Source organism: Pseudomonas sp. NPDC089407, assembly GCF_044900445.1.
Classification (GTDB): Bacteria; Pseudomonadota; Gammaproteobacteria; order Pseudomonadales; family Pseudomonadaceae; genus Aquipseudomonas.
The window spans coordinates 292,686-312,793 of sequence record NZ_JBJDNB010000001.1 but is presented as its reverse complement, the minus strand read 5'-3'; the positions used below and the strand labels follow the sequence as shown (position 1 = coordinate 312,793).

The window sequence follows — 20,108 nt, the reverse complement described above, 5'->3', positions numbered from 1 at the left end:
ATGGTGCGGGTGAACCAGGTAATAACCGTGATTGGACGTGTCGCGAAAGCTACCAAAAGGCAACGGTCCTGAACGGCTTCGTTGATCTCGTCCATTGAGCGCTGCATGACCGCGAACAGGCGTTCGCCGTCCTCGGTCAGGCTTACCTTGCGCGGCATGCGGTTGAACAGTTTCAACGCCAGCTCACGCTCGAGCCGGTTGATGCGGTGGCTCACGGCGCTTGCGCTGAGGGACAGCTCATCGGCCGCACGTGCAAAGCTCAGGTAGCGCGCAGCGACCAGAAACACATGCAGGCTGCCCAGATGGGCACCATTGAGCTTGATTGCGACGCGGCCGGGCGTGTTCATTCAGCAGTCCTTGTTCACAGGTTACGGACGCGTCAGCAGGGCACGGCCTTTTGACAGGTAAGCGTCAAACTCGGTTGCTGGCACCATGCTACCGCCCGTTCCCCAGCAACTGGCGAAGCTTCGGCAGGGGGGCGATGTGCGATTGATCGGGTGGCTTTGTTGCCAGGCTTCCAGGGTTTTTCCGTGGATCATGATTTCACCTGTAGTGTAGTGTTCACCCAATTAACGTCATGTAGCCTGTTCGACTCAAACGATCATTCCTCACCCTTTGGGTGAGCCAGTGTCATGCATGGCGACAATGCTGAAGATGGCTCAACGGTGCGCCGACCAGGTACAGTTCAAGGCTGCCACGGCAATCTCGTGACGGGGTGGGAAAGAGGCAGGATAACGCAGCGGCCGTCGAATATTGCGCATGGTCGCTATTGATGTGTTGACTGAGCTGGCCTCTTCGCGGGTGAACCCGCTCCCACAGGTGCAGCGAATGCCTCGCGGCATGAGGGTTTCCTGTAGGAGCGGGTTCACCCGCGAAGAGGCCAGCACAATGCGCAGAGTACTAACGGCAGCGTCGTGCATTTGCGTCCAGGGTAGCAGCAGGCGCTATAGCGGGCTTTCAGAGGGCCGGGCCAGAAGCCTCGCTGACACCTGCCAGCGTCGTGAAGGAGATGTCCTTGGCAGTGAGCAGGAGATCGCTCACCGACGCGATGATACGGCGGTTGCCGCATGCTTGCGTGATCCTGACAATCCTTTTCAGGCGGAACCAGAAACCAACATGCTAGGTGCTGTGGCTGCGTTTGCTTCAGCGGGCGTTTGCCAGTTCCTGGCGAACGATGGCTGCACCTGCACTCAGCGCTTTGAGCTTGCCGTTGGCAACCCGGCGAGGCAGGGGGGCCATGCCGCAGTTGGTGCAAGGGTAGAGTTTGTCGGCATCAACAAACTGCAGCGCCTTGCGCAAGGTGTTGGCGACTTCCTCGGGCGTTTCGATGGCATGGTTGGCCACATCGATGGCGCCGACCATGACTTTCTTGCCGCGAATCAGCTCGATCAGGTCCATTGGCACATGCGCGTTGTGACACTCAAGCGAAATGATATCGATGCTGGACTGCTGCAACTTGGGGAAGGCTTCTTCATATTGCCGCCATTCCGAGCCCAAGGTCTTTTTCCAGTCTGTATTGGCCTTGATGCCATAGCCGTAGCAGATGTGCACGGCCGTTTCGCACTTGAGGCCCTGAAGAGCCCTTTCCAGGGTGGCGACACCCCAGTCGTTCACGTCGTCAAAGAACACATTGAACGCGGGTTCGTCGAACTGAATGATATCGACACCGGCAGCTTCCAGTTCCAGGGCTTCCTGGTTAAGAATCTTGGCGAACTCCCAGGCGAGCTTTTCCCGGCTTTTATAGTGGCAGTCATACAGCGTGTCGATCATGGTCATGGGGCCTGGCAGCGCCCACTTGATCGGCTGGGTAGTTTGCTGGCGAAGGAACCGGGCATCGTCGACAAACACCGGTTTTTGCCGGGCGACAGCACCGACTACGGTCGGTACGCTGGCATCGTAGCGATCGCGAATACGCACGGTTTCACGCTTTTCAAAGTCGACACCGCTGAGGTGCTCGATGAACGTGGTAACGAAATGCTGGCGCGTCTGTTCGCCGTCACTGACGATATCGATACCGGCGTGCTGTTGTTCCTGCAAGGCCAGGCGCAGGGCGTCCTGTTTACCTTCAAGCAGTTGCTCATCTTGCAACTTCCAGGGTGACCAGAGCTTTTCCGGCTCGGCAAGCCAGGCCGGTTTAGGCAAGCTGCCGGCGGTGGACGTTGGAAGCAGAGTATTCATGAACGGTAACCTTGTACTTTAAATTGATCAGAGGTATTGAGCGGACCATTGCGCAAGCGTGGCCTGGTACGGTTTGACAAATTGCTCTTCGGCGAACTTGCCCTGCTCGATTGCCAGGCGGCTGCGTTCTTCGCGGTCGTAGACAATGCGCGTGAGCGAGTAGTCCTGGTGCTTGAGGCTGGGCTGGTAGGACTTGCCGGCTGCGGAGTTGGCGTTGTAGATCTCGGGGCGGTAGATTTTCTGGAAGGTATCCATGGTGCTGACGGTGCTGATCAGCTCGAGGTTGCTGTACTCGGCCAGCAGGTCACCGGCAAAGTAGAATGCCAAGGGGGCAACACTGTTCGGCGGCATGAAGTACCGCACCTTCAGCCCCATCTTGTTGAAGTACTCGTCGGTCAGGGAGTATTCGTCCTGCTGGTATTCAACGCCCAGCACGGGGTGCTGGTTTTCGGTGCAATGGTAGGTTCTGCTGCTAGACACGCTCAGGCAGATAACCGGCGGCTTGTTGAAATGCGCTTTGTAGGTTGACGAGTTGATGAAGCACTTGAACAGGTTGCCGTGCAGCACGCCAAAGTTTTCAGGCGTGCTGAAAGTTGGCAGGCCTTTGTTGTGCTCCAGCAGCAAAACACTGAAATCGTAATCGCGCACGTACGATGAAAAATTGTTGCCGACCATGCCCTCGAAACGGGTATTGGTCTTGTGGTCGACAATATGGGTTTTCAAAATTTCAATCAGCGGCAGGGCATTGCCATGCGCTTCGGCATCCAGGTGCATTTCAACCGAAATGATTTCCAGCTCGACGCTGTAGCGATCATTTTCGGTGTTGTCCCAGTGCGCCAGGGCATTGAAGCGGTTGTTGATCATCGTCAAGGTGTTGCGCAGGTTTTCCTTGCGATTGGCACCCCGCGCCAGGTTGGCGAAGTTGGTAGTGATGCGGGTGTTTTCGGCGGGGTGATAGTGTTCGTCAAAGGCAATGCGCTTGACGGTGAATACCGGTTCTTTGTTCATGGCGTACGGCTGTCCTGATGCTTGACTCAAGCGGTGCGGTGCGTCCCTGCTGGGTGGTCAGGGCGGCGCTTGGTAGTCTTTAAGTTGTCCTGGAATGAGGGCTATTCTAGGCAGGGCGCTGCATGAGTGATATTGAAGATGATTCAAAGTTTTTTTAGTTTTGCTCATGATGCGGTTGGCTAATCAGTACTGGAGAGGGTGCTGGGGCTTCAGTAATCTGGCGCCTGTGCTGGCCTCTTCGCGGGTGAACCCGCTCCTACAGGGGGCCCGGTTGCAGGGGAAATGGTGTGGCGGCGGTGGCCTTTTGCGTGCTCTGGGTAAGTAGCGGCTTCGAAGTTGGCATGAAAATCTCATGGTCAGCCGAAAACATACGATCTTCGTAACCTTGCACCCACCCTTCATGGAAGAAAAATAAAGGGGGCTTACATGAGCTGTCTGATTTGCGCAGGGCAGGCCGAATCCGTTGAGTGCGCCCACGGCTGGGAAGAGCGGTGTTGTGCCCGATGTGGTTGTTACCGAATGTCACAAACACTCATTCTGGTGATGATGGAAGAGGGGCAGATTTTCGATACCGCGCGAATGCGCGAATGGCTGACGGCACGGCGTGTTCAGGTGCCTGTTCCTTCCATTGACCATCACCAGGCGATTCTGGCGCGTTAAACGGCAATCCGGGTTGATATCGTAATAATATTACCGATTGCGTAGTGCAGGCCAAGCTTTATCAGAGTATTCCCGACCCAGCGAGTTCCCTGTTCCAGGGGATATTCCTGTGCCTGCTTTTCGGGCCAGATAAATGATTGAAGTAGCGGACTTCAACATGGTTAAATCGCGCCGGTCCAAACGCCTGCAAAGGCCTTGGCATGCGAGATACACGGACGGCTCGCAGTGAATGGCTAGTCGAGCCCCGTGATAGTTCAACAGCGCAAAGGTTGCTGTGGCGTAATTCACACACTCACTAAAGGGAATTGGAAAGGCATGCTGTTTTCGAACGAGCGGGAAATCATTGGCGGTTACAAGATGCTGCCAACCAAAGACGCCGACGCTATCTACACGCAAAAGAACATGCTGCTGAAGGCTGCCAAGTTCCTCAAGCTGGTGGGCTGGTTCTGCATCATCCTCGGCTTGCCCATGCTGTTCCTGCTGGTGCCCGGCATCATCATGATTGCACTGGGCGTTTTCCTGCTGGTACGTGCCAACAAGAATATCCAGGTGATCGAGCGGGCAACCCAGAGCTATTGCGCTGAGATTGGTGTAGCAGCAGTCTGAAGCTGGCTGCGACAGCCGCGCAAACACCAAAGCCGCAGCCTTTTGTTACTGGAAGAGGTTGCGGTTTTTGCTTTTCAGCTGCCGATGACTGGCAGGCCTTCACGGACATTTCGACCGGACTGCGGCATCATGGGCCGCTCAATCATCACCTCACCCAGGAGACAGCGATGATCAAGGTTGGCGATCAATTACCGGATATCACCCTTTACCAATACAACAACGATGCCGACGCCTGCGCGATCGGCCCGGTTGCCTTTTCCATTCGCGAGCGCTGCAAGCAGAAGAAGGTGTTGATTTTCGCGTTGCCAGGGGCGTTTACGCCGACCTGTTCCGAGCGTCATGTGCCCGGCTATGTGGCTGCGTCAGCCGAACTGTTCGCGGCGGGCATTGACGAAATCCTCTGCGTCTCGGTGAACGATGCCTTTGTCATGAACGCCTGGGGCAACAGCCTGCAGGTGGGTGACGCAGTAAAGATGATCGGCGATGGCAATGGCGATTTCAGCGAGGCACTGGGCCTGATCCAGGACCTCTCGGCACGCGGCATGGGGCGCCGCTCGCTGCGCTATGCCATGGTGGTCGACGACCACATTGTCAAACACATTGCGCTCGAAGCCCCGGGCAAATTCGAAGTCAGCGATGCGGCTAGCATGCTGGCGGCGTTGCGTTAGGGTCATGGCCCAGGCCTTGCGGTAAACGACTGCGGGGCTAAAACCCGATGCCATCGAGCGCGTCGGCTGCTTCGCGGGTGAACCCGCTCCTACATTGGGCGGTGTTTGGGTGAAGGGTTGCGCTGTCACTTGTCACACGCATTAGCTGATCCCGCTGCTGGCAAACGCGTCGCCAAGAAAGTCGAGCAGCGCCCGCACCGATGGCAACAGCCCACGGCGTGAGGCATAGACCGCGTGCACAACCCCGGTACGCGGCGCCCAGCCCGGTAGCAGGTTGACCAGCTTGCCGGCATTCAGGTCTTCACACACCACCACGGCGGGTATATGCACTGCTCCCGCGCCTGCCAGCGCGGCCTGGCGCAGGGCTACCAGGTCGTCGGTGACCATGCGAGGCTGGTAGCGTACGTGCGCACTGGTGCCTTGGGGGCCTTCCAGTTGCCAGTAGTAATCGCGCTGTACCGCGCCCCAGTGCAGTGTCGGCAGGGCGGCAACATCGGCGGGCGCCGGCTTTGCCGGCAATCGTTCGCGCAAGGCTGGCGCGCCTACCACCTGCTGGCGGCTCTCGCCCAGCACCTTCATCACCAGGTCACTGCTTTCCAGTGGCGGAAAACGAACCCGCAGGGCGATGTCGATGCCTTCCTGGATCAGGTCTACCTGGCGGTTGGTACTCTGCACATGCAGTTCAACCTGCGGGTATTGCACCATGAACCGCGCCAGCATCGGACCGACCCAGAAGTTCAGCAACGCCGTCGGGCAGCTCAGGTTTACCACGCCGCGCGGCTCCGAGCGGTGCTGCTCGACGGCTTCGGTGGCTGCCGCTGCTTCCACCAGCATCGCCACGCAGTGCCGGTAGAACACCTGGCCGATCTCGGTGACCGAAAAATGCCGCGTAGAGCGCTGGATCAGCCGCACACCCAGGCGCTCTTCAAGCCCGGCAATGCGCCGGCTCAGCTTCGACTTGGGCTCGTCCAGGGCGCGACCGGCCGGGGTGAAGCCGCCGTGCTCCACCACCTGGGCGAAATAGTAAAGGTCATTGAGATCATCCATTGCAGTGTTCCTCTCGTGGAACACAGATAGTAATTTTTGCTGGCTACCGGGGCAATTGTTCTGCCCGTATCGTTTCTTCCATGCACTTCAGCCATGCAACAGCAGCCCGGCATCTATAGCCCTTCACGGCTGAATGCCCTACCAGGAGAAACCGATATGACGCAATTCACCCAGACTGCCAACTTCAACGGCCAACGCCCGGTGATCGACCCCGATGACACCGCCATGCTGCTGATCGACCACCAGAGCGGGTTGTTCCAGACGGTCAAGGACATGCCCATGACCGAACTGCGCAACAACGCCATTACCCTCGCCAGGATCGCCACCTTGGCGAAGATCCCGGTGATTACCACCGCGTCGGTGCCGCAAGGCCCCAACGGCCCGCTGATCCCCGAGATCCATGAGGCAGCTCCCCATGCGCAGTACGTGGCGCGCAAGGGTGAAATCAACGCGTGGGACAACCCTGAGTTCGTCGCTGCCGTAGAGGCCACTGGCAAGAAGACCTTGGTAATTGCCGGCACCATCACCAGTGTGTGCATGGCCTTTCCGGCAATCGCTGCGGTCAGCGCCGGGTACCGGGTATTTGCCGTGATCGATGCATCCGGGACCTATTCCAAGGCCGCGCAGGAAATTACCCTGGCCCGCGTCGTTCAGGCGGGTGTGGTACCCATGGATACCGCGGCTGTAGCCTCGGAAATCCAGCGCACCTGGAACCGCCCGGACGCTGCGCAGTGGGCCGAAGCCTACAGCCTGATCTTCCCGCACTACCGCCTGCTGATCGAAAGCTACGTCAAGGCCCAGCAAGTTGTCACCCAGCACGAAGTGCTTGATTCACAACGTTGAGGCCCTGCAGCCCGGTAGTGTGTTGCCGGGCTTTTGCTCGTCTGTAGAGTTTCACTTGATGGGCTAACCTGTACGGACGGCTTTTTAAGAGTGGGGATAGAGATGCGGCTGTCCGACTTCATTGAGAACAGCATGGAAGCGATTCTCCAGGCTTGGGAGAACTACGCGCGCTCGGTCGAGACAGACCTGCCAAAGCAGGATTCCGTGGGCTTGCGCGATCACGCCGAAAAGATCTTGCTTACTGCCGCCCTGGACATGCGAACGGCACAAACCCGCTATCAGCAAGCTGAAAAGGCTCAGGGAAGAGGGCCGAGGAGCTCCAGTGATACCGCTGCGGAAACTCACGCGGTTGCACGCCTGGTAGCGGGGTTCTCCATGGAACAGATGGTTTCCGAGTATCGGGCACTGCGTGCGAGCGTGCTGTCTCTCTGGCTTAGCCAGGGTTCGCACGCCGAGAGCCATTATGTTCGGGACATGATCCGCTTCAATGAAGCCATTGACCAGGCGCTGGCAGAATCGGTTGCTGCGTATGGCACGGCGGTCGAGTCGACCCGAAAAATGGTGCTCGCCGTGCTTGGCCATGATTTGCGATCGCCGCTCGGCGCGATACTCATGGCGGGTGACCTGATCCAGCGACAGCAGGGCCTGGATGAGAAGGGCAAGGTGCTGGCCACCCAGGTCTGCACCAGCGCCCGCCGTGCGAACGTGATGATCAACGACCTGCTGGACCTGGCCCGCTGCAACCTCGGTACCGGCATTCCGGTGAACCTGCAAAGGGCCAATTTGAACACCATCTGCCGCGCTGTTGTTGACGAGCTGCGTACGGGGTTCCCTCAAGCAACGATTCTGCTGGATGAGCAGGCGCGCATCTCCGGCCAGTTCGACCCTGACCGTATCGCCCAGGTGTTCAGCAACCTGATTGGCAATGCCCTGCGTCATGGCGATGCAACGGCGCCGATCAAGGTGAAGGTGGCCAACGTGGAAGGCGCCGCACGGGTAAGCGTGCATAACTCGGGGGAACCTATCCCCGCCGAAGTGATGCCTTTCATCTTCCGGCCGGAGGGGCGCTATTCGAGCTATTCATCGGGCGAACGGGGCTCGGCAGCGGGGCTAGGCCTTGGGCTGTTCATTGCCTCGGAGATCGTGGCAAGCCATGGTGGCAGGATTGACGTGGAGTCCAGTAAAGAGGCCGGGACCACATTCGAGGTCATTCTGCTGGGTTCAGCCGGCTGATTATAGTGTGCGCAGCATTTCCCAGAACGATGCCCCCACCCCCATGATGCTCTCGCCGGCAATCAGCCCTGCTGCCGTGGTAATGGCAAAGCGCTCGGTGATGCTCGGCCAGCGGCAACTGACAAGCCAGGTGAGCACTGCGCCAAGCCCCATCATCATGCTGATCGACGCGGGCAGTATGAAGGCCAACCCCAGCGCGGCTGTGCTGGGCAGCCAGCGGGCCGCCCGGTGCGGCAGCAGGCTGTCCAGCGTACCCAGCAGCACGCCAGCAGTGCTACCGGCCACGATTGCCCAGCGAAGCTCCGGCGACAGTACCCCAAGCCCCTGAGTCAGCGTCTGTGCCACTGCTTTCCAGGTCGCTACGGCTGGCGCCGGCCACTGCTCGGTCAGCAGCAGGGCCTGCGGGTCGGGAATCAGCACCAGGTACACCAGCACGCCGACCACGCTGCCGATGAAGACACCGATGCATTGCGCCAGCAACTGCTTGTGCGGCGTGGCGCCTATCTCCAGGCCAACCTTGAAGTCGTTCATCAGGTCGGTGGACTGCCCGGCCGCGCCACCCGCCGTGTTGGCACTCATCAGGTTGATGGCCACCTGGCCGGGGGCGACCAGGCCGAAGCTGAGCTGCGACAGCTTGCCAATGGCACCAATCGGCGCGATGCCGGTGGCGCCAACCACGCGCGCGGCGACCACAGCAAGGCAAATCGCCAATGGAATGCTGAGCAGCGCCATCCACCCGTTTATGCCGAACAGCAGCACCTGCAGGGTCACTACCAGGGCGATGGCCAGCAGCAGGCCGGCTACTGGCCACGGCGTAACGCGCAGCTTGGCGCGCGTCGGTCGCTTTGCCAGGCGGTCAGCGGGTTTACGCGGGTGCCCTTGCAGCAGGCGGACCGCCAATGACGTCAGGGTTGCGCAGACCATCAAGCTCACGCCTGGCCACAACAGCCATTCTACCAGGGCAGCGAATTGCGGGCCGCTGGCGTTCGGGGCCAGCACCACCAGGGCGTGGTCGACCAGCCATGGCGCCAGGCCGCCCCATGCCAGTGCAGCGCCAAGCAGCAGGGTGAGGCCGACGCGAATGCCGATGATGCCGCCGAAACCGACCAGCAGCAGCGAAGGGTCGAAGGTGAAGGTCATGCGCTCGAAGGCAGGCGTGGGTGCCCAGCGCGGTATCGCCCAGACGAACCCGTCAATCCATTTCACTAGCCCCGACAGCAGCGCGGCGCTGCACAGCACCTTGATGCGCAACAGGGCTTCGTGCCCGTGGTGGTAGATCTGCTGCAGCGTTTCCAGGGTTGCCATGCCCTCGGGGAACTTCAGCTCAGGGTCGTTGAGCAGTGCGGGGCGTAGGTACCAGGCGATCCAGATGCCCAAAAAACTTACCGAGAACACCCAGGCCATCATTGGCAGCGGGTCCAACTGGTGGCCGGTGAGCAGCGTGTAGGCGGGAATTGGCGCCACCAGCCCCCCGGAAACGATGGAGGCGGCAGCCGAAGCCACGGTCTGGTTGATGTTGCTCTCATGCAGTGTCCAAGCGGGCACGGCCTGCCTGCGCCGCCCCAGGCCCTGCCACAGCACGAAGCCGACCAGCAGGGCGATGATCGACATGTTGAATGACCAGCCGATCTTGAGCCCGGCGTACACATTGGAGGGTGTAAGCAAAATGCCCAGTACCGCACCGGTGAGCACTGCCCGCAGGCTCAGTTCACGCTCGACGCGAACCTTGGGCAGGGCGGAGGCTGGAGCATGTCCCATGGCAATCCTTTGTGGCTGTGGCAAGCGCTCTGGACAACTGAGCCCCGTCAGCCATGAAGGTTCCCCTTCGCCAGGGTTTGTACGCGTTGACCTGCTCGGCTTCGCTGCGCTTGCGGGCCACGCGCGGCGCTCGATCGAATAGGCGCTGCATAAGGCACGGAGAACACCTTGCCAACCCTATCTAATCGCTAGGGGCGCAGCATCAATGCGCTCCGCCAGCGAGCAGCGCCAGCAGAGCGTCGGCATCCAGCTTGGCGCTGGTTTCCCCGCCCTCCAGCAAGCTGTCGGCCAGGTCTCTTTTACGCGCGTGCAAGCCGACGATCTGCTCTTCGATGCTGTTTTCGGCGACCAGTCGGTAAATGGTCACCGGACGCTGCTGGCCAATGCGATAGGCGCGGTCGCTGGCTTGGTCCTCTACGGCAGGGTTCCACCACGGGTCGAGGTGGATCACATAGTCGGCGGCGGTCAGGTTAAGGCCGCTGCCCCCGGCCTTCAGGCTGATTAGGAAGATTTCACCCTCGCCAGCCTGGAAGGCATTCACGCGGCGCTCCCGCTCTTTGGCGGGTACGCTGCCGTCGAGGTACTGGTAAGCGATGCGTTTTTCATCGAGCAGCTTGCGCACGATGCTCAAGTGGTCGACGTACTGGCTGAACACCAAGGCTTTGTGGCCACTGTCCAGAAGCTCTTCGACGAGGGCTGCAAAGGCCTGAAGCTTGCTGCCTGGCAGTACCGATTCCGGCATCACCAGGCTTGGATGGCAGCAAAAACGGCGCAGTCGGGTGATTTCAGTCAGTATCTTGAAGGACCTGCCGGCTCCGGGGGCCGCATCGGCAACGTTGTCCATCGCTTGCTGGCGAAGGGCTTCGTAGAGGTGAGCCTCCTCATCGGAGAGCGGTACTTTGTAGGTGATTTCTGTCCGCGCGGGCAGTTCGTCGAGTACCTGGCTCTTGAGGCGACGCAAGATAAAGGGCTGGATAAGGGTTTTCAGGGTCCGTCGGGCTGCCGCATCGCCTTGTTCAATTGGCGTAGCGAAGCGGCTGTTAAAGCTTTCCTGGCTGCCGAGCAGGCCCGGGTTGATAAAGCGGAACAGGCTCCACAGTTCGCCCAAGTGGTTTTCCAATGGGGTGCCAGTGGCTACCACGCGAAATTCCGCCTGCAATGCCATGACAGCCTGGGCGCGCTTGGTCTGGGCATTCTTGATTGCCTGCGCTTCGTCCAGCACGACGCTGTTCCACGAGCAGGCGGCGAATGCGGCACTGTCTTGCTGCAACAGGCCGTAGCTGGTGATAACCAGGTCGCCGGGGCCTAGCTCATCCAGGTTGCGCTTCTGGTGATACACGTGCAGTTTCAATTGAGGGGCGAACCGCCTGCATTCCGCTTGCCAATTGAGCGTAACCGATGTCGGGGCAACAACCAGTTGTGGACCGTTGGCAGCTCGCTGCAGAAGTAGCGCCAGTATCTGTACCGTCTTGCCCAAGCCCATGTCGTCGGCCAGGCAGGCACCGACGCCCCATTCAGCCAGGCGTGCCAGCCAGATGAAGCCCTCATGCTGGTAGCCACGTAAGTCGGCTTGCAGGGTGCGGGGCAGCTGAGGCTGGTAGTCGCGCAGCGACTGCAGTTTTTGCAGATGTGCCTGCCAGCTTTTGTCAGCAGTGAATTCGCCAACTTCGGCTGCCAACCCGGCCAGCAACGGTGCGGTCAACGGGCTGAGACGCAGGCCTTGGTCGGTGACCCGATCTGCCAGGTGCGCCAGCTCGTCCAGGCGCTTGCGCAATGTTTCGTCAAGTGCCAACCAGTCGCGCTCGCCAAGCTTGAGGAAGCGCCCGGGGCTGGCCTTGAGCAGCTCCAGCAGCTGGCGCAGACGCAGCACCTTGCCATCATCGAACGCAATCTCGCCCTGCAGCACGAACCAATCGCCCTGTTTGCGCAGGCCCAGCTGGAGTTCATTCAGCTTCAGGCGGCCTTTCAGGCGCATGCGTTCGCCTTCTGGCCAAACACAGTGCAACTGGTCGCCATCCAGCGCATGCAATTCGGCGAGTACCTGCAAGGCATCCTGCGGCTGGTCAAGCTGCCATTCCTGACCATCGCTATCGGCGTTGGCCAAACCGGGACAGGCCTGTAGCACCTGTTGCAGTGCCTGGCGCTCGCCCGCGAGGTCGCGGCACACCTGCAGGGGCTTGCCATCGCGCTCGCCAAGCAGGTTTTGCGCGCCTTGGCCCGGGCGGAACCAGCTACTCTCGGCCAACGGCCGCACCAACAACTGCAGGCGCAAACCTTCGGCAAGTGGAAGCAAATGGGCGTAAAGGCGTGTATCTGCCGGTTCGTGGTCGAGCTGCGCCGCAAATTCGGGGAGGTCTGAATGGATGGGCAGCAGCGGCGCGATGGCGCTGATCGCTTCGATCAGTTCCGCTTTACCTGATTGCGGTATGCGCAAGCCTTTGTCGATGATCTTGCCGATCTGGCGCAGGTCGCTGTTGATCGAATAGATCAGCAGGCGCGTCGGCGTTTGCTGGTGCAGGTAGTAGGTGTCATCGGTAACGACGCCTTGCGGCTCAAGGCGCAGATGAGTCTGCCCATCTACAGCCTCAAGGTGCAGGCTGGCGTGGCCTGCCTCGAGCTCGACGCGTACGTCCGGGGCATCGTGCCAGAACAGCGCCGGGTGGCCGATCAGCCTGGGAAGGGCCAGACCGGGAAGGAGCTCGAATTCGACATTGGAATAATACGTATGGCCAGCCTGGATCGTGCTGATGGCTTGCCGGTCTTGCTCGCAAAGAAAGTCCAGCCGGTCAACTTCCTCTACCAGGCGTTTGAGCGCTACTGGGCGGCCTTTGCTCCATTGCCCCTTTGCCCCGAGCTTTTGCTCGCGCGGCTCCAGACGACTGGAGTAACGGCTGTTATTCAACAGCCAGGCCAGGCGAGTCGTCTTCTTGCTGGCGGGGCTGGTCGGCGCGCTGGACGGCTTCAACTGGCACAGCGCACTGAGGGCGTGCTGCCAGGCTTCCTGACGCTGAAGCAACGCGGCCAGTGGTTTCAACCCGGCATCCTGATGCAGATCGTGCAGCTGCCTGGGCACGCCAAACTGTGCTGCAATCAAGGCATCGAACTCTGCCGCCAGCCAGGCGTAACCCTGCTGGTCGAGTTCAGCTCGGTAATCTTGCAGCGTGGTGCGCCAATCCTGCCCCCGCGCGATCGGCGCATCCAGCCAGTACAGGGCGAGCGCGAGCAGCAGGCCATCAAAACCTTTGAGTGCTGAAGGGCGCAGGTACGAGAGGTCTGGTTTGTTGCCCTGTAATTGCTCGAACAGCTGGGAGAGCGCCTGGTAGGTGGTGCCGTAGTTCTGCTTGTCGCCCTGAGCCAGGGCCTGCTTGAGCGCCGTGTGGTGCTGGCTATCGTTTTCAGCGATGAGTGCCAGGCAGTACAGGGCGTTGAGCAACGGTGGCAGGTCGATCTTGCGCTTTTTGGTCTGCCTGCGCTGATCGGTAAGCCAGGCCCGTATCACTTTCAGGGTGTCGCTAACCTGGCCGCGCAGCAAGAACTGCAGGCTTGCGAAGGTTATCGGGGTGCATGGCTCACCGTAAAGTTGCAGCGCTTTCCAGTCGCCTCGCCACAGGGCCTGGTGCATCAACTGCACCCCCAGCGCAGGGGATGGGTAGTGCGCCATTTCAAGTTGAGCCAAGGCATAGCTACGCGATGCTGGCCCGAACAGGCTGTTGTTCAAGCACAGGTAGTCTTCCAGCAGCAGCCCGCGCACTGTGTCGTCCAGGTGGGCGAACACTTTCAGGCCGGCCGCATCGGCCTGCAGAAGATGCATAGGGTGTTGACTGGCCCATTCCTTCGCGTTGAATAGCCTTCCCGCCCAATACATCGAGTGCTGCAATCGCTGGCCGCTACCACTCAGCAGGTCCAGCCAGAGCTCTTGCAATGCGCGAGGCTTGCCAGGGGCTTGACTCTGCCCAAGTGCTGGCAGGCTGTCGTCGATCTGCTGCAATCGCGCTGCACCGTCAGCCGCATTAAGCAGGCTGAGCAGTACACTGTTGCGCCGTTGTGCAGGCACGACGAAGTATTGCCCTTCGTTACGCTGCTCCACTTCAACCCAGCCTTGGTCCTGGAGCAATTCCAGCAAGCCGGGCAAAGTGGAAACATCAACCAGCTTGCCGCCCGGGTCACAGATACCCATGATGCGCAGCACCTTGAGTAATGAGTTTTTCCCTTTGCCAGGGAACGAGGTAGCCAGGGCATAGAGGGTGGCCCTGCAGTTATCGGGGAGAGAATCCGGGCTAAGCGTTTGCAAGGACATCCTGGGCCTCAACGAAATGGGTAGGCGATTGTACGATACGCCGATCCAGAAAAGGCCAACGGATTTCTCATTGTCGGTCGTTCACCAAAGCGCGTTGCCCATCAGCTATCTGGGCAACGCCGTGTTCTTACCTCGGCCAAGGCAGCCTGCGCCGCCTTGGCTTTCGCTAATGAAAATCAGCGGTCCTTATCCTTGTGCTGCTGATCATCACGGGCTTGTTTGCCGCCCATTGCCAAGAAGTAACGCTGGGCAAACCCTTAGTGGGCGAAAACACTATGTAGCGCGCTTGCAGCTCTGCTTTTGATTTTGCTTCTAAGCGCGCGATAGTTCAGGCGACACAGGTTGCGACTTCAGGAGGCCGAGCGAAGGGCTTGCGGAGGGAGGTGACGGGCATGGATGCCCGTCAAGCGCTGAGGCCCCAGGCATGGGGCCTGCAGCGCGTACTCCCGGGAGCAAGCCCGTAGCGAGGGGACCCCGGAGCGAAGCGCAGGGGCCGGATGATGGGAGCGGGCGCCTTTGGTTACTTTGGGCAAGACCAAAGTAACCCGCCGCAAGGGCGGAAAGGTGATTCAGCGCCACCTGCGCGAACGAATGCCTATTCTGTGTTGAGGCCCACATCTCGAAATCTCCAGCGTTGGTTTCGATACAGTGAAAACGCTGTCTGCAATGGCGACGTTCACTCTGACGATCCAATTGAATTTTCAGCGTGCCTCTGCCCTCAGTAAAGGACCAGCAATGGCAAAGTGAGGGCGACGCCATGAGTATCGAACGCAGCATTCCTGAGCTTGAGGCCTGGTACGCGCAGTACGACGACATCAGTTACAGGCGCGAGTCACCAGATGCCTACCACCATGAGCTGGTCCGCACGGCCGAGGCCCTGCGCGACGATGGCGCCATCGAGTGGGACGACTGGCTGGCACTCAAGGCGCTGGCCGACCAGGCGCATGTGCGGGCGCTGGAGGATGCTGTCAAAGCGCATGTCAGCGATCCGGACGCATGAAAAAGCTGAAGATCGCCACGTTCAACATCAATGGCATCCGTAGCCGGCTGCCGGCCTTGCTGGCCTGGCTGGAGCGGGAACAGCCCGATATCGCCTGCCTGCAGGAACTGAAGGCAGCCGACCAGCAGTTTCCGCGTCAGGCAATCGAAGCGGCGGGGTACGGCTGCCTTTACATGGGGCAGCCTGCGTGGAACGGCGTGGCGATCCTGGCCAAGGGCAGTGAGCCGCTTGAAGTGCGCCGTGGCTTGCCCGGCATGCAGGACGACGATCAGAGCCGTTACCTGGAAGCGGCGGCGCATGGTGTGCTGGTAGGGTGCCTTTACCTGCCGAACGGCAACCCCCAGCCAGGGCCGAAGTTCGCCTACAAGTTGCGCTGGTTCCAGAGCCTGATTACCCATGCGCAGGCGCTGTTCGACAGTGGCCATCCTACGGTGCTGGCAGGGGACTTCAACGTCGTGCCTACTGATCTGGATATCTATGACCCACGTTCATGGCGCAAGGATGCATTGCTGCAGCCAGAGTCGCGGGCGTGTTTCGAACAGTTACTGGCGCAAGGCTGGGTGGATGCCCTTCGCTCTCTGTACCCGGACGAGCGCATCTACACCTTCTGGGACTATTTCCGTAATCATTGGGCACGCAACGCTGGATTGCGCATCGATCACCTGTTGCTCAACCCTGATCTGGCCCCATACCTGAAGCAGGCGGGTGTCGATGCCTGGGTACGCAATGAAGCCAAGGCCAGCGACCATGCGCCTGTCTGGATCGAGTTGGGTGGGCAGCGCCGGCGGTAATACTGATCGGCTGGTGGGCGGTGGTTATCAGGCCCGGCCCTTTCGCGCGACAAGCCCGCTCCCACAAGGGCTACTGTTCTGCCGAGATACTGGGCAGGCATCTGCTCATCGGGACCATCTTTGGTACGAGGGAGCGACAGGATGACGCATGGGCAATCTGCCTTGCAAAAAATCGGTAACGCACGGATGCAAAGGTTTACTAGCATGGTGCCTTTTCGTCACGAACGGAGGCGTTGATTGCCATGACAAGGGAGTGCTGTAGCGTGAAGTCCACTGACCGAAACCTGTTGTACTTGGGGTTATTGATCCCCGTCTGGCTCTTCGTTGGCGTATGGCTTACGTCACTGGGTTATCCGGGTTACAGCCACTTCGACCAGGCAATGAGCCAGTTGGGCGCAGTAGGCGCCCCCACGCACCCGTACTCTGCATGGGTGAACAACTTTCCCCTTGGCGTTTTGTTCATGCTGTTCGCACTGGGGTTGGCGCGGCGCTTCAGCACGTCACGCCTGGCCATGATCAGCGCCGCCCTGATAGCGCTGCACGGGCTGGCGAGTTTCATGACCGGCTTTTTTCCTTGTGACGAGGGATGCGCGCCGCCACAGCCATCCACTGCTCAACAGATACATAACCTTGCAGGGCTGGTGATGTTTCTTTCGCTGACGACGGCGAGCGCGCTTTGGGTTTTTTTGAGTAAGCGTTTGCTGCCCTCACCGATGTTTGGGTGGTTCTCGCTGCTTTGCTTGCTCTTGGCCCTGGCAACGGTAGGGTGGATGGCCAAGGCATTCGTGGAGGGGCATGGGTTTGGCCTCTATCAGCGCCTGAACTACGGCATTTCGGTGGTCTGGGCCGCGGTTTTGGCGTGGTCTGTACGTTATGTCGACCCAACCGTGCCCAGCGTCCGTTGATACCTGAGACTGTCTGCGAAGTGCTCGTGCGCAGCCGCGCGCGAGCACTTTCGACGGCGTAACAGCGCCAGCTGGCCGTGGTGGGCCGCTTGCGTCAGGCGCCTGGCTCTTGCGCCAGACGCTTGAGCAGTGCCTTGGCCGTTGCTTCGGAAGAGGCCGGGTTCTGGCCGGTGATCAGGTGGCCGTCCTCGATCACATGGCTTGCCCAGTCTGCCGCCTTGGCGTATTCGGCGCCGTTGGCTTTCAGCATGTCCTCCACTAGAAATGGCACCACCTGGGTCAACCCAACCGCCTCTTCCTCACTGTTGCTGAACCCCGTTACCCGCTTGCCTTTGACCACGGCATGGCCGTCTGGCGCCTTGACATGCCTCAGCACGCCGGGCGCATGGCACACCGCAGCAATCGGCTTGTTGGACGCATAGAACGCTTCGAGCAAGGTGATCGAGTCTTTGTCTTCAGCCAAGTCCCACAGCGGCCCGTGGCCACCAGGGTAGAACACCGCATCGAAGTGGTAGGGGTCGATTTCGCCCAGCGGCACCGTGTCAGCCAAGGCCATCTGCCCCTCGGTGTCGCTGGCAAAGCGCCGGGTGGCGTCGGTCTGGGTGTCCGGTTCATCGCTTTTCGGGTCCAGCGGTGGCTGGCCACCTTTGGGCGAGGCGAGGGTGACGTCGGCATTGGCGTCGACGAACACGTAGTAGGGCGCTGCGAACTCTTCGAGCCAGAAGCCGGTCTTGTCGCCAGTGTCGCCCAGTTGGTCGTGCGACGTGAGCACCATCAGAATCTTTTTCATGCGAGCCAAGTCCTCCAAATTGACGGCGCAGAGCGCTGTTTGCCCTGCATGAAGGTGGGAGGGCTGGGCGCCGCAGTCGTTCCATGAAAGTCTGAAGCACGCGCCCCGTTTACAGGGGCGGTGTTTGATCGTGTCAATATTTTTTGATCCCCAACCAAATGTCACGCGTCATCAGCGCTGAACTCCTTTCGACATAAATGCGTCCCTCGAAATGAATGCCCGTCACAAACCGGCATTCACTCCCTAATCAGCTTCGAGGGCAGGAAGATGGAAAAGACTGATCACAGCTTAACGTCGCCACCCGGTACCCCCCAGGACCCTGTGCATGCCATCAGCCAAGAGGCCGGGGCGCTGCTTGGCGAGGTCAAGCACCAAGGCAGCGAGCAGTTCGAACATTATCGCGATAGCGCAGCCGACCAGCTCGATTCGCTGAAGCAGGGCGCACGCTCGGCGGCGTCGGCCCTGGAAGGCAACGACAGTCTGGGTCTCTCGCACTACCTTAGCCAGGCGGCAGAATGTGTGGGCGAGTTTGCCGAGCAGGTACGCCATGAAAGCGCTGAAAGCCTGCTGCAACGTGGCGGCCAGCTTGCCCGCAGCAACCCGGCATTGTTTCTGGCCGGTAGCGTCGCGGTCGGCTTTGCCTTGTCGCGTTTCCTGCGCGCCAGCGCCACCCATGAATCAAGCCGTGCGGCGTCTGATGATTTCAGCCCGCCGCATCCTGCGCAGCCAATGACGCCCGACAAAGGCAGCGACGTATCCACCGGCGCACTCTACACCCCGAATGACCCTATTGGGCCAGGGGCCGGTACGCCGGTCAGTGGCGGCCCGCTCGAGCGCGACCCGCTCAAAGGAGGTGAGTGATGAACAAAGATCCCTTGCATACCCCCTCAAGCTTGAATACCCCGGAAAACGACCCGGTCGGAGTGGGCGGCCTGCTGCGGCAGTTGATGCGTGAAGTGCCGGAGCTGTTTACCAAGGAACTGGCACTGGCCAAAGCTGAATTGCAGCACAACCTGGCCACCCTGAAGGCGGGTACGGCGGCGGTGGCAGCCGGGGCGATCGTAGTGCTGGCAGGCTTCATCATCCTCTTGTTGGCGGCGGTCTACGGTTTGGCGCTGGTGGTCGCGCCATGGTTGGCAGCATTGATCGTTGGTGCGGTCACGGTGGTGATCGGGTTCATCATGCTGCAGTCGGGCAAGAAGCAGTTCGAGCCTTCCCATCTGACCCCAGATCGCACCTTGCATGCCATGGAACAAGACAAGGACACTCTGAAGAGGAAACTGCCATGACCACTTCCTTCGAACATGACTCGCAAAAGGACCCGGATTTGCTCGAACAGGAAATCAATGCCAAGCGCGAGCATATCAGTGACCTGGTAGATGCCCTGGAACAACGCTTGAGCCCAGGTCAGATGGTCGACCGCGTGCTGGCTTATGCCAAGGGCAATGGCGGCGAGTTCTTCCAGAACCTCGGTACCACGCTCAAGAACAACCCCGTACCCACGACCTTGACGGTGTTCGGCCTGGCTTGGCTGGGCCTGAACCAGAACCGCCCATTCAACCCCGGGCCAGCGCATCAGGGCCCCGGCCTGGGCGAGAAGCTAGGGAGCGCGGTGAACACGGTGCAAGATGCCTTCGCCCATGCCGGGGAGGTGCTACACGATGCAAGCCAGAAAGCACGTATGAAGGCCCATGACGTGCGCGATCGGGCAAGTGAGCTGGGTAGCGGTGTACACGATTCCGTGGGCGCCTCGGCGGATAGCCTGCGCAACAGCGCGCACAAGGTCGCGGACCAGACCACGGCGCTGAAAGGGCAGTTCGAACACTTGTTGCAAGAACAGCCGTTGGTAGTGGCGGCTTTAGGCATAGCCCTGGGCGCGGCGCTAGGTGCGGCATTGCCCAGTACCCGCAAGGAGGATGAGCTGATGGGTGCCAGCAGCGATCGGTTGACCGACACCCTCAAGGCCAAAGGCAGCGAGGTAAAAACGTCGGTCGAGCATTCCATGGATGATGCAGGCTCTTCTGAAAGACTCCACTCGCACGATGATCAGCCCATGAACCACCCAGATGGCAAGACTGGGGACAAAGTCCCGAACCCCATTTCCTCTGAACAGGCACAACGCGGCGGATCTGCGCCGGATCAGGTGCTTGAGCGGCCGGAGCCGAATACCGAGGCGGTGGACAAGGTCATCACACCGACGTCTATCAAGGAGCAGGAAGAGCAGACGCGGGAGATCAAGCGTCGGCTGGATGATATTGGCGACAAGGCCAGTCACTAGAGTCGCCCACTATCAGGCATGAACCAGCGCGCCCTGGGCGGGCGCG

17 protein-coding genes and 1 pseudogene are annotated in these 20,108 nt (G+C 60.2%); 11 read left to right on the top strand and 7 right to left on the bottom strand.

The window, feature by feature from the left end; genetic code table 11:
- Nucleotides 1-62: 62 nt before the first annotated feature.
- The 3 genes and pseudogenes from ACI2KG_RS01690 to ACI2KG_RS01680 form a co-directional block, all read right to left on the bottom strand.
- Nucleotides 63-347: pseudogene (locus ACI2KG_RS01690) on the bottom strand (LysR family transcriptional regulator); the annotation flags it as partial.
- Between the two features lie 796 nt (nt 348-1,143).
- Nucleotides 1,144-2,178 (bottom strand): methionine synthase, encoded by a 1,035-nt coding sequence (locus ACI2KG_RS01685; RefSeq protein WP_404660537.1) that lies wholly within the window; start codon nt 2,176-2,178, stop codon nt 1,144-1,146.
- Between the two features lie 27 nt (nt 2,179-2,205).
- Complete coding sequence (locus ACI2KG_RS01680; RefSeq protein WP_404660535.1) at nt 2,206-3,186, bottom strand: DUF1852 domain-containing protein; 981 nt, start codon at nt 3,184-3,186, stop codon at nt 2,206-2,208.
- Between the two features lie 426 nt (nt 3,187-3,612).
- Here ACI2KG_RS01680 and ACI2KG_RS01675 point away from each other — a divergent pair, with 426 nt between their 5' ends.
- The 3 genes from ACI2KG_RS01675 to ACI2KG_RS01665 all read left to right on the top strand — a co-directional run bounded on the left by ACI2KG_RS01675 (nt 3,613) and on the right by ACI2KG_RS01665 (nt 5,120).
- Entirely contained in the window at nt 3,613-3,846 is a 234-nt protein-coding gene (locus tag ACI2KG_RS01675; protein ID WP_404660534.1) for a hypothetical protein, read from the top strand.
- A 315-nt stretch (nt 3,847-4,161) separates the two neighbouring features.
- Nucleotides 4,162-4,452, top strand: coding sequence for a hypothetical protein (locus tag ACI2KG_RS01670; RefSeq protein WP_201207558.1), 291 nt, complete (start codon nt 4,162-4,164; stop codon nt 4,450-4,452).
- Between the two features lie 167 nt (nt 4,453-4,619).
- Entirely contained in the window at nt 4,620-5,120 is a 501-nt protein-coding gene (locus ACI2KG_RS01665; protein WP_404660533.1) for a peroxiredoxin, read from the top strand.
- Nucleotides 5,121-5,261: 141 nt separating this feature from the next.
- On the opposite strand, the gene ACI2KG_RS01660 is transcribed toward ACI2KG_RS01665, so the two are convergent.
- On the bottom strand, nt 5,262-6,167 hold the full coding sequence (locus tag ACI2KG_RS01660; RefSeq protein WP_404660532.1) for a LysR family transcriptional regulator: 906 nt from the start codon (nt 6,165-6,167) through the stop codon (nt 5,262-5,264).
- 156 nt (nt 6,168-6,323) lie between these two features.
- Here ACI2KG_RS01660 and ACI2KG_RS01655 point away from each other — a divergent pair, with 156 nt between their 5' ends.
- The gene (locus tag ACI2KG_RS01655; protein ID WP_404660530.1) at nt 6,324-7,010 is read left to right on the top strand and encodes a hydrolase; all 687 of its coding nucleotides are present in this window, start codon (nt 6,324-6,326) and stop codon (nt 7,008-7,010) included.
- A 102-nt stretch (nt 7,011-7,112) separates the two neighbouring features.
- Complete coding sequence (locus tag ACI2KG_RS01650; protein ID WP_404660529.1) at nt 7,113-8,243, top strand: sensor histidine kinase; 1,131 nt, start codon at nt 7,113-7,115, stop codon at nt 8,241-8,243.
- Here ACI2KG_RS01650 and ACI2KG_RS01645 read toward each other — a convergent pair whose 3' ends face one another.
- Nucleotides 8,244-10,001: an OPT family oligopeptide transporter gene (locus ACI2KG_RS01645; RefSeq protein ID WP_404660528.1), complete on the bottom strand. Its 1,758-nt coding sequence runs from the start codon at nt 9,999-10,001 to the stop codon at nt 8,244-8,246.
- A 202-nt stretch (nt 10,002-10,203) separates the two neighbouring features.
- Nucleotides 10,204-14,178 carry a DEAD/DEAH box helicase gene (locus tag ACI2KG_RS01640; protein WP_404660527.1) on the bottom strand — a complete coding sequence of 1,325 codons (3,975 nt, stop codon included), beginning with the start codon at nt 14,176-14,178 and terminating at the stop codon, nt 10,204-10,206.
- A gap of 877 nt (nt 14,179-15,055) precedes the next feature.
- Between ACI2KG_RS01640 and ACI2KG_RS01635 the strand changes: the two genes are divergently transcribed.
- The 3 genes from ACI2KG_RS01635 (at nt 15,056) to ACI2KG_RS01625 (ending at nt 16,994) form a co-directional block, all read left to right on the top strand.
- Entirely contained in the window at nt 15,056-15,298 is a 243-nt protein-coding gene (locus ACI2KG_RS01635) for a hypothetical protein (protein WP_404660526.1), read from the top strand.
- Complete coding sequence (gene xth, locus ACI2KG_RS01630; RefSeq protein ID WP_404660525.1) at nt 15,295-16,089, top strand: exodeoxyribonuclease III; 795 nt, start codon at nt 15,295-15,297, stop codon at nt 16,087-16,089. Before ACI2KG_RS01635 ends, xth begins: the two co-directional genes overlap by 4 nt.
- A gap of 263 nt (nt 16,090-16,352) precedes the next feature.
- Nucleotides 16,353-16,994: a DUF998 domain-containing protein gene (locus ACI2KG_RS01625; RefSeq protein WP_404660524.1), complete on the top strand. Its 642-nt coding sequence runs from the start codon at nt 16,353-16,355 to the stop codon at nt 16,992-16,994.
- A 94-nt stretch (nt 16,995-17,088) separates the two neighbouring features.
- Here the strand turns inward: ACI2KG_RS01625 and ACI2KG_RS01620 are convergent, their stop codons facing one another.
- A complete protein-coding gene (locus tag ACI2KG_RS01620) occupies nt 17,089-17,784 on the bottom strand; it encodes a type 1 glutamine amidotransferase domain-containing protein (protein WP_404660523.1) in 696 nt (231 codons plus the stop codon).
- A 267-nt stretch (nt 17,785-18,051) separates the two neighbouring features.
- Between ACI2KG_RS01620 and ACI2KG_RS01615 the strand changes: the two genes are divergently transcribed.
- The 3 genes from ACI2KG_RS01615 to ACI2KG_RS01605 are packed head-to-tail and all read left to right on the top strand — an operon-like array spanning nt 18,052 to nt 20,062.
- Nucleotides 18,052-18,645 (top strand): hypothetical protein, encoded by a 594-nt coding sequence (locus tag ACI2KG_RS01615; protein ID WP_404660522.1) that lies wholly within the window; start codon nt 18,052-18,054, stop codon nt 18,643-18,645.
- Nucleotides 18,645-19,073, top strand: a complete 429-nt coding sequence (locus ACI2KG_RS01610) for a phage holin family protein (RefSeq protein ID WP_404660521.1) — start codon at nt 18,645-18,647, stop codon at nt 19,071-19,073. The genes ACI2KG_RS01615 and ACI2KG_RS01610 overlap by 1 nt, the downstream gene beginning before the upstream one ends.
- Nucleotides 19,070-20,062 carry a DUF3618 domain-containing protein gene (locus tag ACI2KG_RS01605; protein WP_404660520.1) on the top strand — a complete coding sequence of 331 codons (993 nt, stop codon included), beginning with the start codon at nt 19,070-19,072 and terminating at the stop codon, nt 20,060-20,062. Before ACI2KG_RS01610 ends, ACI2KG_RS01605 begins: the two co-directional genes overlap by 4 nt.
- Nucleotides 20,063-20,108: the final 46 nt, after the last annotated feature.

Coding starts and splice junctions, on each gene's coding strand:
- ACI2KG_RS01620 (WP_404660523.1), bottom strand. CDS start 17,784: ATGAAAAAGATTCTGATGGTGCTCACGTCGCACGACCAACTGGGCGAC.
- ACI2KG_RS01670 (WP_201207558.1), top strand. CDS start 4,162: ATGCTGTTTTCGAACGAGCGGGAAATCATTGGCGGTTACAAGATGCTG.
- ACI2KG_RS01665 (WP_404660533.1), top strand. CDS start 4,620: ATGATCAAGGTTGGCGATCAATTACCGGATATCACCCTTTACCAATAC.
- ACI2KG_RS01675 (WP_404660534.1), top strand. CDS start 3,613: ATGAGCTGTCTGATTTGCGCAGGGCAGGCCGAATCCGTTGAGTGCGCC.
- xth (WP_404660525.1), top strand. CDS start 15,295: ATGAAAAAGCTGAAGATCGCCACGTTCAACATCAATGGCATCCGTAGC.
- ACI2KG_RS01640 (WP_404660527.1), bottom strand. CDS start 14,178: ATGGGTATCTGTGACCCGGGCGGCAAGCTGGTTGATGTTTCCACTTTG.
- ACI2KG_RS01605 (WP_404660520.1), top strand. CDS start 19,070: ATGACCACTTCCTTCGAACATGACTCGCAAAAGGACCCGGATTTGCTC.
- ACI2KG_RS01645 (WP_404660528.1), bottom strand. CDS start 10,001: ATGGGACATGCTCCAGCCTCCGCCCTGCCCAAGGTTCGCGTCGAGCGT.
- ACI2KG_RS01610 (WP_404660521.1), top strand. CDS start 18,645: ATGAACAAAGATCCCTTGCATACCCCCTCAAGCTTGAATACCCCGGAA.
- ACI2KG_RS01635 (WP_404660526.1), top strand. CDS start 15,056: ATGAGTATCGAACGCAGCATTCCTGAGCTTGAGGCCTGGTACGCGCAG.
- ACI2KG_RS01685 (WP_404660537.1), bottom strand. CDS start 2,178: ATGAATACTCTGCTTCCAACGTCCACCGCCGGCAGCTTGCCTAAACCG.
- ACI2KG_RS01680 (WP_404660535.1), bottom strand. CDS start 3,186: ATGAACAAAGAACCGGTATTCACCGTCAAGCGCATTGCCTTTGACGAA.
- ACI2KG_RS01615 (WP_404660522.1), top strand. CDS start 18,052: ATGGAAAAGACTGATCACAGCTTAACGTCGCCACCCGGTACCCCCCAG.
- ACI2KG_RS01660 (WP_404660532.1), bottom strand. CDS start 6,167: ATGGATGATCTCAATGACCTTTACTATTTCGCCCAGGTGGTGGAGCAC.
- ACI2KG_RS01655 (WP_404660530.1), top strand. CDS start 6,324: ATGACGCAATTCACCCAGACTGCCAACTTCAACGGCCAACGCCCGGTG.
- ACI2KG_RS01650 (WP_404660529.1), top strand. CDS start 7,113: ATGCGGCTGTCCGACTTCATTGAGAACAGCATGGAAGCGATTCTCCAG.